Here is an 11,858-nt window from a genome sequence, read left to right as displayed (position 1 = left end):
CAAAGCGGCGCAGCGCCGTGCTGTCGAGCAGAGCCTCCTCGCAGGCCTCATCAGCCAGGTTGAACCAGTGCTGCACGAAGTACATCCGCAGCATGCGTTCCAGTCCGATCGGTGGGCGCCCGTTGCCGGCCTTGGGGTAGTGCGGTTCGATGACCGAGCACAACTCCTGCCACGGCACGATCTGCTCCATCGTCGCCAGGAATGTGTCCCGCTTGGTGAGCTTGCGGTATTGCTCGTAGCCGTCGCCTTGATCGGCTGCCATCGCCAGGGTTTGCTGTTTCATCTTCACCTTCGTGTCTCTGGTGTCTCGATACATGCAAACCTCGCGCCACCTCTCAACTTGTTCAGCGTAGCCCTAAGTGGCAGCAATCAGTCTTGACTTGACGATGGGCACGGAGACGTGAACGGCCGCTGATGGCCGATGTGCGTCATGGTAGCGGGGGCGGTGGTGGGCACTGAGCGGACTGAGACCTTGGGACCTTACCTCGACTGGTCTTTCAGTACTCGCAGCGCCAAGTAGGCTACGCAAGCGCCGAGGGCCGTCCAAAACAGGTGGTAGGCAACATGGCCGGCAGGCACACCAAGTGCTGCCTTCAAGACTTGCGCCAGACCGTTGCGGAGCGACGAGATGGTTGGCGACGGCGGTGCCAATGTGACGGCCGCCCATGCGCTGAGCAAACTCAAGCCGGCTCCCACAACGAAAAAGAACCAAGCGGCAATCTTCGCTTCGCGCACGTTGCCTCCTCCTCGAATGTCCACTTCTGGCCGATAGCGGGCATCCTACCCCCGCCCCTTGTTTGACAGCAACCAGTCTGGAGCTAACCTCGGTGATGACAGCTACAGGCTGGGTGCGGTCGCTCGGGCGCTGAGATTGAGTGTCGGCTTTGGTACCGCTGCCCGCCACACGCAGGTTGCGGCTACCGATGACCGGACTGATTTCTGGACCGGTTGCCTGTCAGCTACTGTGGGTTCCACAAATTTCTGACGAACGCTGCTCCGCTGAGCGGGGGGAAGATCTTGGCCACTTGCAGTCAAAGCTGGTTGTGATCACGCAGGCAGCTTGACGGCGAGCAGATCGACCTTCTCGATGTTGGGCGGCGAGCTGAGCAAGGTCGCTGCATTGGCCATCAAAGCTGCGGCGATCTGACCATCAAGGTGTGCCTGCCGACCTGCCTCATCGGCGAAGGCATCGAACACACCGAACGTGGAAGGGCCAAACTTCAGTGCGAACCAAGCGGTGGTGCCAGACTCGGCATTAGCGAGTGGAAGTGCACTGGCCAGGAAATCGGCCAGCGCAGCTTCCTGTCCGGGTTTGGCCTCGAGACGAACAAACAGGGCGAGCTTGGTCATGGTGTGATCCTTTGGGTCAACGGGAAGGTGGTGGAACGGATGGACTGATGTGCAGTCTAGGCCTGGCTTGAAAGCCTCTCAATCGGCAAGAATGACAATATTGATACCATTCCTGCCATGAAAGTACATTTGCTTGTTGCTGATGGCGTGTTTGATCTGGGGCTCGCGGCGCTCACTGACACCCTGAGCTTGGCCAATGCCATGGCGGGTTCGCTGCCACAGGCGCCTGCGCCAATTGAGATGACGCTGGTGGCCGTGCGGCGTCGCATCCGGACTGCGCAAGGATTGACGGTCCCTGTAGTCCCTGCGCGCGGTGTGTCTGAACCTGACGTCGTGCTCGTGCCCGCGTTTGGCGACAAGATGCCTGACACACTCGCCGCGCGACTCGCACGACCCGACGTGCCTGATGCGGTAGCGGCCCTGCAAGAATGGTCCACCGGCGGCGCGCATCTAGGTACCGCCTGCTCAGGTGGTTTTTTGCTCGCGGAGAGTGGCCTGCTTGACGGGCTCCACGCGACCACATCATGGTGGCTTGGACCCATGTTTCGGCAGCGCTATCCGAACGTCACGCTGGACGAGTCCCGCATGGTCGTGAGCACGACACGCTTCACTACAGCGGGTGCCGCTTTGGCCCACGTCGACTTGGCCTTGCGCATCGTCCGAGGGCAAAGTCCAGCGCTGGCGGCCCTGGTGGCGCGTTACCTACTGGTTGAGGCACGCACTTCGCAAGCCGAGTTCGTGATTCCCGACCACCTTGCGCATGCCGACCCCATAGTCGAGCGCTTCGAGTGCTGGTCCAGACGTCGGCTGGCGCATGGTTTCTCGCTGGCCGAGGCGGCCAGCGCCGCGGGCACAAGCGAACGTACTTTGGCGAGGCGCCTACAAAGCGTGTTGGGAAAGACGCCACTCTCGTACTTCCAGGACCTGCGCGTCGAGCAGGCAGTCCATCTCTTGCGCACCGGCAACGCGAGTGTCGACCAGGTTGCCGCGCAGGTTGGGTACACGGATGGGGTCACCCTGCGGGCTTTATTGCGTCGAAAATTAGGTCGTGGTGTCAGGGAGTTGCGGCGGGGGGCATGACCAGGAGTCTTTGGTGCAACTAGCAGCCTGATGCCACCGGAAAACGGTCGGTTGCAGCGGTTCCCGGCTGATCGCAGACACTCGCAATCAGGGTATCCAAAGGCTGCTTCCGCTGCCAAGCGGACTTGAAGTTCGGTAGGCGGCGAGGAAAGCTTCAAGGCCCACTAGACCAGCCAGGTGTCAAGCAGGGTGGCGAAGAGTTGAACGACTACAAGCCCCAAGTCGTTCCCATCTTGACGCCAGCAGGGCTCGCGCTAGTCCGGTTATAGACTAGGTGAGGGCAGGGATCATGGCCATGTCCCGACGAACGGAAACCGTCAAAATATCATTGCAAAACAACGACTTACGAAGTCTTCTTGTGTAGTGAATATTCCCCACACCGCGGTTTTGGAGGTGCCTGATACGACGCGCTTGACGGTCGCCTTTTGCTGATTAATTCTTCTGATTCGGCGGGTCATCCCTGACCCTTTCGTTGCTCTCCGACAGCTGCCTCCCGGCTACCTCGCCAGCAGCTTGAACCGCAACTTCGTTTGTGGAGAGCAGCATGAATGCAGATACCTGTCAGCAGGTCTGGCGCTACACCGATGAGCGCTTGGCTGAACTCGTTGCGGCTGCCCGCGACGCGGGCGCCAGCCACCCGTTTCTGTCACAGTGGCCCGTCGAGGATGAGTCTGTAGCCAGGAACATCCTTCTATTCGCAGTGCTCCACGACCCGGAGGTCACTGATCACGACCGACTCACGGCGCTGCGGCTCATCTACAACCGGGTGGCTCGGGGTCCCGACGATATCGAATCACCCAGCCTGCTGGCGATGAACGTGCAGCTCCTGCTGGCAGATAGGCTCAACTCGATCGAGCTGCTGCACCTGCTCACCCGTCTGCAGTACCAGCTCCTGGGATACGAGCCACGAGTGAGCTGCGCAAAGGGCGAGCGACGCAAAGTGTTCGGCCTCTACAAGAACGGCGAGCCGATCCTGGCTGGAACCACTCTGCGGTACGTGAGCCCGCTGCTCCAATCGGCCTTTCGCCACATCTCCGGACTGAGCAAGGTCAACCTTCGAGCTCTGAAGCTGGAGAAGCGTCACCAGGCTGCTGAGCTTGTGATGATGTATTTCCTGCATGGCGTGAACAAGCAAATCAAGTGGGAATGCCGGGAGCGCTGGATGGACCTGCAGCGGTTCTGTAATCCCACCTGGGAACTGCTCAAGGAAGGGGAGGCTGAGCTGCTGGCGACCGATCCCAGCCAGAGCTTGCTCCATTGTCTGGACTACGAGGCGCTCCAGCTGGTGGCTCACCGCCTCAAAACCAGCGACGCCTTCCTGACCATCATCGCCCCGAAGACCGACGTCCCAGCGAAGGAGTCCAGGCAACCGAGTGAAGCCGTCCTACCGGTCAAGCGCCTGGCGGTGATCCAAGGCTCCATCCCGCCGGCCAGCGACGCAAACGATCAGCTGCAGATCCAGCGGTTCAAGGTTTTGCAGACCGTGCAGCCCGTCGTCCAACTGCCCGCCCCCGACCAGCTGTACGGCATCCAGGAGATCCTGACCGAGGAGTTCCCCTGGGCAACAAGCGCCATCGACACCATCCTCGGCGACCTGCGCTTGAAACGCCAGCTCGGCGCGCTGGACTGCAAGGTCCGGCCGACCTTGATCGCCGGGCAACCCGGTGTGGGTAAAACCCGGTTTGCTCGCCGCCTGGCCGAGGAGCTGAACCTGACGTTCCGAGCCATCAGTATTGGAGGCATGGACGACAGCCGGGCTCTCCTGGGAACCAGTCGCGGCTGGTCAACCGGGCAGCCTTCTTCCTTGCTCGATCTTCTGCTCAACGCAAATAGCCCGTCCGCCATGGTGCTGCTTGACGAGGTGGACAAGGCGAGCGACCGGTCGGTCAACAGCGCACCCGTGTCCAGCGCTCTGCTGGGACTCCTGGAAGCAGAGTCTGCACGCCGGTGGTTCGACAGCTTCCTGCAAACCGAATGTGACCTTTCGATGGTCAGCTTCATCCTGACGGCCAACTCTTTGTCCCGGCTGCCCACGCCGCTTCTCTCCAGGTGCCAGATCGTGATGTTCGATGAGCCAAGTCCGGAGCACATCGCCGCAGCAGTGCCTCATGCACTTGAGGACCTCGCGGAAGAGTGGGGCCTCCCACGTGGTGTTTTTGAGGGCTTCGAGCAGAAAGTCAATATGCTCCCGGTTCGCAGTATTCGCGAACTCAAGACCATGCTTGCCTCAGTACTCCGATCTGAACTCTTGCATCAGCGGGATCAGATTTGGAGGCATTAAGGTGCTGTGCAGTAGACAGTGTCGAGGAGGGGGACCTCGTTTTCCGCAGTTACTTTTTCGCAGTAGGACATAGTCTTCACAAGTCCGCGTTTGGACGAGACAGCAGCCCGTTGGGGAAATTTTGGCATTGGTGTAACCAGTTGCTGTACGGCCCCTTGGGCCCCGCGTTTTGAATGGAACGGTAGCCCGATGGCAGCCAGTTGCTATCGACTGCAACCTCAAGGCTACTCTTACCTTCGGATTAAGGTCGAAATTACCTTTGCCAGCCAGACCGCCAGCGATGGCGGTTTTCATGATCGCCTAGATATTCTACGATGTATATTATGTAAATATCGAAAGATGCTCGATCGGAGGCTGCGTGGCCGATCGGCGCCGGTGCCACTCCACCCAGGTAAATACCCCCTTGGGTGGTTCTAACGAACGACCGTGCGCGACCTACAATCCATCGCCTCCACAACCCATGGCAGACGCCATCTGCCGAACGTGAAACCATGAAACACCTGCTTTTCTCCCTGACCCTGATCGGTGCCGTGACCCTGACCGCCTGCGGCAAAAAGGAAGAGCCCGCTGCCGCCGCTCCGGCGCCGGCACCTGCCGCTGCCGCACCGGCCGCACCGGCCGAGCTGCCGGAACTGAAGGTCGCCATCGACCCGACCTACCAGCCGTTCACCTTCAAGACGGCCGACGGCAAGCCGACCGGCTTCGATGTGGACATCGCCGAGGCGCTGTGCGCCGAGATCAAGCGCAAGTGCGTGTACGTCGAACAGGTCTGGGACAGCATGATCCCGGGTCTGCAGGCCAAGAAGTACGACGTGATCATCAGCTCCATGTCGATCACCGACGAGCGCAAGGCCGTGGTGGACTTCACCGACAAGTACTACAACACCCCGAGCCAGATCGTGGTGAAGACCGACACCAAGTTCACCGACCTGGCTTCGCTCAAGGGCAAGAAGATCGGCGTGCTCAAGGGCAGCACCCAGGAAAAATACGCCATGGGTGAACTCAAGCCGGTGGGCGTGAGCGTGGTGCCCTACGAGGCGCAGGACCAGGTCTACCTGGACATCAAGTCGGGCCGTCTGGACGGCACCGTGGCCGATCGCGTGGAAGTCACCGGTGGCTTCCTGAGCAAGCCTGAAGGCCAGGGTTATGGTTTCGTGGGTCCCGAGCTGAAGGAGCCGAAGTACTTCGGCTACGGCGTGGGCGTGGCCCTGCGTCAGGGTGAGACCGAGCTCAAGGACCAGCTCAACGCTGCCATCAAGGCCATCCGCGCCAACGGCACCTACGACACCGTGGCCAAGAAGTACTTCGACTTCGACGTCTACGGCCAGTAAGGGCACTCCGGTTTGTCCGGCTATTTCAGCTCCATCCTGCAAGGCGCCCTCCTGACGGTGGGCGTCTCGCTGGCTGCCCTGGTGGTGGCCATCGCGCTGGGGCTCATCGGGGCCGCCGCCAAGCTGTCGGGTCGTCCGCTGGCTGTGGCGGTCGCCACCGTCTACACCACGCTGGTGCGCGGCATCCCCGAACTCGTGCTGATGCTGCTGATCTTCTACGGCGGCACCATCGGCCTGAACCATCTTCTGGAAGCCCTGGGCAGCAAGAAGACGGTGGACATCAATCCATTCGCCGCCGGCGTGCTCACCATCGGTTTCATCTACGGCGCCTACATGACCGAAACCTTCCGGGGCGCCATCCTCTCCATCCCCAAGGGCCAGATGGAGGCCGCCTGGGCCTTCGGCATGGGGCGTCTCCAGACCTTCCTGCGCATCACCCTGCCCCAGATGGTCCGCTATGCCCTGCCCGGCTTCACCAACAACTGGCTGGTGCTGATCAAGGCCACCGCGCTGGTCAGCCTGATAGGCCTGCACGAGATGACCTACCTCGCCAAGCAGGCCAGCTCCGCCACCCGTGAGCCATTCACCTTCTACCTGTTCGCCGCCGCCCTGTTCCTGGTCTACACCTCGGTGTCGCTGTGGGGCCTGCGCTGGCTCGAGCGGCGGTTCAGCATGGGCGTGCGCCGTGGGCATGTCTGATTCCCTGCGGAGCCGACGCCGATGAAGTGGGAGGTGATCTTCCGGCCCGAGAGCCTCGCCCTGTACGGCGAAGGCCTGCTGACCACACTGGGTCTGCTGGCGTCCTCGTTGCTCATCGGGGGCATCCTGGCCCTTGTGTTCGCCCTGGCGCTGGTCAGCCGCATCGCCCCGCTGCGCTGGGTGGTCGGTGCCTACACCTATGTCATCCGCGGCACCCCGCTGCTGATCCAGCTCTACCTCATCTACTACGGCATCGCGCAACTCGAATGGGTGCAGGAACGCTGGGATGCCGTCTGGCCCTGGACCCACTTCAAGGATCCCTTCTTCTGCGCACTGCTGGCGTTCAGCCTGAACACCGCCGGCTACACCGCCGAAATGATTGCCGGTGCCATCCGTGAGACCGCCGCAGGCGAGATCGAGGCCGCCCAGGCCATGGGCATGAGTCCCTGGCAGGCCATGCGGCGCATCGTGCTGCCCAGCGCACTGCGGCGCACCCTGCCGGCCTACAGCAACGAGGCGGTGATGATGCTGCATGCCACCAGCGTGGCCAGCGCGGTGCCGGCCATGCTGGATGTGACCGCGGCGGCCAGCCGCATCTACTCCGACTTCTACCTGCCGTTCGAGGCCTACATCGCCGCAGCGGCCATCTACCTGACCATCACCTTCAGCCTGGTCGGGTTGTTCAAGCTGGCCGAGCGGCGGTTCCTCGCCCATCTGGCGCCCCGGGCCCACTGAAGGCTTCCGTTCATGATCCGTACCGAACATCCGTTGCTCAGCCCCAGTCTGGGCTCCAGCCGGCAGCTGGTGTCTTTTGGTTTCGGGGACCCGCAGGCCCGTCCCAAGGTCTACATCCAGGCCAGCCTGCATGCGGAGGAACTGCCTGGCATGCTGGTGGCCCACCACCTGCGAGCCTGGCTGCAGGAGGCTGAGGTCGCCGGTCGGCTGCGGGGGCATGTGGTGCTGGTGCCGGCGGCCAACCCCATCGGCCTGAGCCAACGTGTGGACCACAAGCCCATGGGCCGCTTCGAGCTTGACACCGGCGAAAACTTCAATCGCCACTATCCCGACCTGGCCGGGGCCGTGTGGGACGCTTTGCTGCCGCTGCTGGGCGACGACCCCGTTCGCAACGTGGAGACGGTCCGCCAGCTCACCGCCCGCTGGCTCGACGCCTGGGAGCCGGCCACCGAACTGCAGAGCCTGCGCCGGCACCTGCTGCGCCTGGCGCACGACGCCGACCTGGTGCTCGACCTGCACTGCGACTGGGAAGCCGTGATGCACCTCTACGCCGAGGAAGCCTGCTGGCCGCCGCTGGAGCCGCTGGCCCGGCTGCTGGGGGCGCAGGCGGTGCTGCTGGCCAAGGATTCCGGCGGCGGGCCGTTCGACGAATGCCTGTCGGGACAATGGTGGCAGCTGGCCGACCGCCTCAAGGCGGCCGGGCTGTCCCAACCGCTGCCGCAGGGCTGCGCCAGCACCACCGTGGAGCTGCGCGGTGAAGCCGACGTGCTGCACGAACACGCCATCCGGGATGCCCAGGCCCTGCAGGCCTTCCTGGTGCATGTCGGTGCCGTCTCGGGACCCGCCCCTGCCCTGCCACCCCTGCCCTGCCGCCCCACCCCGCTGGCCGGCTCGGAAACCCTGCATACCCCGGTGCCCGGTGTGGTGGCTTACCGGGCGAGACCGGGTGACCGGCTGGCCGTGGGCGACCCGGTGGCCGACGTGATCGATCCGACCGCGCCCGGCCAGTCCCGGGTGCACACCGTGCGGGCCGGCGTGGCCGGCGTCCTGTATGCCCGGGTGTCGGGCCGGTATGCGGTGGCGGGCGGCGAGATCGGCAAGATCGCCGGCGAACACGCCTTCCGCACCGGGCCCCTGCTGGGCGCCTGACCTTACAGCCACTTCCTCCATTCATCCCATGACCGACGCTGCAGCACCGGCCACCACACGCCCCCTGCTTGAGGTTCACGACATCCACAAGCGCTTCGGTGCCAACGAGGTGCTCAAGGGCGTTTCGCTCCAGGCCCGGGCCGGTGACGTGATCAGCCTGATCGGCAGTTCCGGCTCCGGCAAGAGCACCCTCCTGCGCTGCATCAACCTGCTCGAAAGACCCAACAGCGGCCGCATCCTGCTGGGCGGGGAAGAGCTCGAACTCAAGGCCGACAAGGCCGGTGAGCTGCAGGCCGTGAGGGCCGATCAGCTGCAGCGGCTGCGCACCCGGCTGGCCATGGTGTTCCAGCACTTCAACCTGTGGGCCCACATGACGGTGCTGCAGAACATCATCGAGGCGCCGGTGCATGTGCTGGGCGTGCCTCGGGACCAGGCGGTTCAGACCGCCCGCAAGTACCTCGAACGTGTGGGCCTGCAGGGCGTGGAAGACCGTTATCCGGCCCACATGAGCGGGGGTCAGCAGCAGCGCGTGGCCATTGCCCGGGCCCTGGCGGTGGAGCCGTCCGTGATGCTGTTCGACGAGCCCACCAGCGCCCTCGATCCGGAACTGGTGGGCGAGGTCCTGCGGGTGATGAAGCTGCTGGCCGAGGAAGGCCGAACCATGCTGGTGGTGACCCACGAGATGGGATTTGCCCGCGAGGTGTCGAGCCACCTCATTTTTCTGCACAAGGGCTGCATCGAGGAGCAAGGGGTGCCGGCCGAGGTGCTGGCGCGCCCCCGGAGCGAGCGCCTGGCCCAGTTCCTCAAGGGCAACCTGAAGTAAGCCTCAGCCCTCGCTTCGCGGCGGGCGCGACAGTTCCATGGCATCGCGTGCCAGGCGGAACCGCAGCGTGGGTGCGGTGAAGTCGGTGAACGGCGCTCCCATGGCGATCTCACCGCTGTCGTGCAGGACGCATTCCTGGCGCCGCAGCGCGATCACCTGCTGGCTGCCCTGAAACCGGACCCAGGTGCCGTAGCTGCTGGTGTCCTCCAGCGTGAAGTTGCCCGATCGGTGATCGATGCGCGCGTGCAGGCGGGAGACCCGGGGGTCCGACACCGTGAACTGGGCCTCGGTCACCCGGCCGATGGCCACCGGCAGTTCGGCCATGGTGAAGCGGCGCGAGGTATCCAGCCAGGTCAGCTCGACGCCGCCGCCCTTGGCGAGCCGGCCCTGAGGCAGCATGTGCAGCGCCGCCGGCACGGTCAGGAAATCGGAGTTGACCTCGGTCTGCCATTCGATGCGGTAGACGTGGCTGGGGTCGGTCTTGCCCCGGATCTGCATCGGCCCCAGGTTGCGGTACCGCACCGTGCTGCCCGGGCTGAGGGCCTCGATGACGCTGGCCGAGGCCAGGATCTGCTCCGGGCCGGCCAGATCGCTCAGGCGCGAGGCCATGTTCACGGCGTCCCCGAAACAGTCGCCGTCCACCAGCACGATCGGCCCGCGCGCCAGACCGATCTGCAGCTGCAGCTTGAGCGGTGCCGGCCACTGCTGCACCCGCTGGGTGTGCTCGGTCTGTACCTGCACGCAGGCCTCGATGGCCCGCCGCGAGTCCGGAAACGACATCAGCACACCGTCGCCCAGCATCTTCACCACCTTGCCGCCATGTTCCTGGGCCTTGGCGCCGATCCACTGGGTGATGCGCGTGATGGCCTTGGTGGCCCGGTCGTTGCCCAGGGCTTCGAACACCGAAACGCTTCCGGTGAGATCGGCAAAGGCAATGGTCAGATCGGGCATGTCGCGCAGGATTTCGCGGTCTAAGGTATTACAAGGTTAATGCAAAAACTCAATATCTCATGCTAACCGCATGATTTGACTGTTGTTTTTTTTGTTCTTCGGGGCATCCTGAATTGCACCTGTCATGGGGCCAGCTTATCCTGACTGTCACGTTACACCTGACACATTCTCACCATGCGTCTGTTCAAGCAGGGATTGCCCCATAGCCTGTCGGCCCTGCTCCTGGGCCACGACGGACCTCGTCGCCTCCCTGGAGCAGCGGAACCCGATCCGGTTGAGCCGGTCCGGCAGGCCTTGCTGGATGTGCTGGGCGAGGACGGGCTGCGCCTGAACCCCACGCTGTCGCGCCGCCTTCGCATCCTTCACGATGCCCAGGCGCTGTGGTACGCGCGCTCCGAGGTGGTGGCCACCCTGAGCCAGCTCTACGGCGAAGCCGAAGCCGTCTCCCGCGTGCAGCGCTTGCTGCCGCTGTTCGAAGGTCGCATCCCGGCCAGCCTGATCGCATCGTGCCGGGTGCCCGGCCGCTGAAGCGTTCACCGCATCAACCCCAGAAGATCAGGGCATCACGCCCTTCCACGGCCAGATCCACCGCCTGCCCCACCGGGAGCACCACCTTGGTCGGCACATGCCCGAAGGGCAATCCGCCCAGGACCGGCGCCTTGACCTGGCTGCGCAGCCAGCTGGCCACCGAGGCCATGCCGAACCCGCGGTCGTAACCCGGCACCGGCAGGTGGCCGGTGAAGCGGCCCAGCAGGATGGCTTTCTGCCGGCCCAGCACGCCCGCATGCAGCAGCTGGGTGAGCATGCGTTCGATCCGGTAGGGATGTTCGTTCACGTCTTCGAGGAACAGCACGCCCCCCTTGACCATCGGCAGATACGGGGTGCCGACCAGGCTGCACAGCACGCTCAGGTTGCCGCCCCACAGCGTGGCTCCACGCAGGTGCAGACCGCGCTCCGGCAGGGTGGCGGCGTCGGCTGCCGGCAGGCGCCAGCCGGTGCCTTCACCCTGCCCGACCAGCAGGTCGTCGAAACAGGCTTCCATGATGTCGTCAGGCGTGCCGGCCACACCGAAATCCTCGCCCAGCGCCGGGCCTGCCCAGGTGGGCGTGCCCTGCCCGGCCAGCACGGCCATCTGGAAGGCGGTGAAGTCGCTCAAACCGACAAAGTGCATGCCGCGCTCGACGGCGCGCGCAATCGCCTTGCCGGGCAGCGCCGGCAACAGGCGGGTCAGGCCGTACCCGCCCCGGCTGATGAGGGCCACATCGGCCCCGCTGGCGGCGGCACGGGCGATGGCCTCCAGGCGGGTGGCGTCGTCGCCGGCAAAGCGCATGTGGGCCGTCAGCGCGGCCGGATCGATCTCGACCTCATGGCCCAGCGCCTGCAGCCGGCGGACACCCCGCCGGAACGCCGCCTTGTCGCGCACGGCACTGGACGGGGAATAGATGTAGATGTGGCTCAT

12 protein-coding genes are annotated in these 11,858 nt (G+C 64.1%); 8 read left to right on the top strand and 4 right to left on the bottom strand.

Going from position 1 to position 11,858, the window contains the following annotated elements:
- A partial coding sequence (locus tag CAP38_RS09230; protein ID WP_373271407.1) for a transposase occupies positions 1–262 on the bottom strand: 262 nt, incomplete at its 3' end.
- 785 nt (positions 263–1,047) lie between these two features.
- The gene (locus tag CAP38_RS09225; protein ID WP_086121029.1) at positions 1,048–1,350 is read right to left on the bottom strand and encodes a putative quinol monooxygenase; all 303 of its coding nucleotides are present in this window, start codon (positions 1,348–1,350) and stop codon (positions 1,048–1,050) included.
- A gap of 117 nt (positions 1,351–1,467) precedes the next feature.
- On the opposite strand from CAP38_RS09225, the gene CAP38_RS09220 reads away from it, so the two are divergent.
- The 7 genes from CAP38_RS09220 (at position 1,468) to CAP38_RS09190 (ending at position 9,448) form a co-directional block, all read left to right on the top strand.
- Positions 1,468–2,430, top strand: coding sequence for a GlxA family transcriptional regulator (locus tag CAP38_RS09220; protein WP_086121028.1), 963 nt, complete (start codon positions 1,468–1,470; stop codon positions 2,428–2,430).
- A gap of 544 nt (positions 2,431–2,974) precedes the next feature.
- Positions 2,975–4,711: an AAA family ATPase gene (locus tag CAP38_RS09215; protein WP_086121027.1), complete on the top strand. Its 1,737-nt coding sequence runs from the start codon at positions 2,975–2,977 to the stop codon at positions 4,709–4,711.
- A 491-nt stretch (positions 4,712–5,202) separates the two neighbouring features.
- On the top strand, positions 5,203–6,042 hold the full coding sequence (locus CAP38_RS09210; RefSeq protein WP_086121026.1) for an ABC transporter substrate-binding protein: 840 nt from the start codon (positions 5,203–5,205) through the stop codon (positions 6,040–6,042).
- A 12-nt stretch (positions 6,043–6,054) separates the two neighbouring features.
- Complete coding sequence (locus tag CAP38_RS09205; protein WP_086121025.1) at positions 6,055–6,741, top strand: ABC transporter permease; 687 nt, start codon at positions 6,055–6,057, stop codon at positions 6,739–6,741.
- 21 nt (positions 6,742–6,762) lie between these two features.
- Positions 6,763–7,476: an ABC transporter permease gene (locus tag CAP38_RS09200; protein WP_086121024.1), complete on the top strand. Its 714-nt coding sequence runs from the start codon at positions 6,763–6,765 to the stop codon at positions 7,474–7,476.
- Between the two features lie 12 nt (positions 7,477–7,488).
- Entirely contained in the window at positions 7,489–8,625 is a 1,137-nt protein-coding gene (locus CAP38_RS09195; RefSeq protein ID WP_086121023.1) for a succinylglutamate desuccinylase/aspartoacylase family protein, read from the top strand.
- Positions 8,626–8,653: 28 nt separating this feature from the next.
- Entirely contained in the window at positions 8,654–9,448 is a 795-nt protein-coding gene (locus CAP38_RS09190; protein WP_086121022.1) for an ABC transporter ATP-binding protein, read from the top strand.
- A 3-nt stretch (positions 9,449–9,451) separates the two neighbouring features.
- Here CAP38_RS09190 and CAP38_RS09185 read toward each other — a convergent pair whose 3' ends face one another.
- Entirely contained in the window at positions 9,452–10,399 is a 948-nt protein-coding gene (locus tag CAP38_RS09185) for an adenylate/guanylate cyclase domain-containing protein (protein ID WP_086121021.1), read from the bottom strand.
- Positions 10,400–10,573: 174 nt separating this feature from the next.
- Between CAP38_RS09185 and CAP38_RS09180 the strand changes: the two genes are divergently transcribed.
- Positions 10,574–10,927 (top strand): hypothetical protein, encoded by a 354-nt coding sequence (locus CAP38_RS09180; RefSeq protein ID WP_143435795.1) that lies wholly within the window; start codon positions 10,574–10,576, stop codon positions 10,925–10,927.
- Between the two features lie 13 nt (positions 10,928–10,940).
- On the opposite strand, the gene CAP38_RS09175 is transcribed toward CAP38_RS09180, so the two are convergent.
- Complete coding sequence (locus CAP38_RS09175; RefSeq protein WP_086121019.1) at positions 10,941–11,858, bottom strand: LD-carboxypeptidase; 918 nt, start codon at positions 11,856–11,858, stop codon at positions 10,941–10,943.

The sequence above is a fragment of the Hydrogenophaga sp. IBVHS2 genome (genome assembly GCF_002127215.1).
Classification (GTDB): Bacteria; Pseudomonadota; Gammaproteobacteria; order Burkholderiales; family Burkholderiaceae_C; genus Hydrogenophaga.
The sequence above is the reverse complement of the archived record's forward strand: the minus strand, read 5'-3'. Positions and strand labels throughout refer to the sequence as shown.

Coding starts and splice junctions, on each gene's coding strand:
- CAP38_RS09185 (WP_086121021.1), bottom strand. CDS start 10,399: ATGCCCGATCTGACCATTGCCTTTGCCGATCTCACCGGAAGCGTTTCG.
- CAP38_RS09200 (WP_086121024.1), top strand. CDS start 6,763: ATGAAGTGGGAGGTGATCTTCCGGCCCGAGAGCCTCGCCCTGTACGGC.
- CAP38_RS09220 (WP_086121028.1), top strand. CDS start 1,468: ATGAAAGTACATTTGCTTGTTGCTGATGGCGTGTTTGATCTGGGGCTC.
- CAP38_RS09215 (WP_086121027.1), top strand. CDS start 2,975: ATGAATGCAGATACCTGTCAGCAGGTCTGGCGCTACACCGATGAGCGC.
- CAP38_RS09225 (WP_086121029.1), bottom strand. CDS start 1,350: ATGACCAAGCTCGCCCTGTTTGTTCGTCTCGAGGCCAAACCCGGACAG.
- CAP38_RS09210 (WP_086121026.1), top strand. CDS start 5,203: ATGAAACACCTGCTTTTCTCCCTGACCCTGATCGGTGCCGTGACCCTG.
- CAP38_RS09180 (WP_143435795.1), top strand. CDS start 10,574: ATGCGTCTGTTCAAGCAGGGATTGCCCCATAGCCTGTCGGCCCTGCTC.
- CAP38_RS09195 (WP_086121023.1), top strand. CDS start 7,489: ATGATCCGTACCGAACATCCGTTGCTCAGCCCCAGTCTGGGCTCCAGC.
- CAP38_RS09175 (WP_086121019.1), bottom strand. CDS start 11,858: ATGAGCCACATCTACATCTATTCCCCGTCCAGTGCCGTGCGCGACAAG.
- CAP38_RS09190 (WP_086121022.1), top strand. CDS start 8,654: ATGACCGACGCTGCAGCACCGGCCACCACACGCCCCCTGCTTGAGGTT.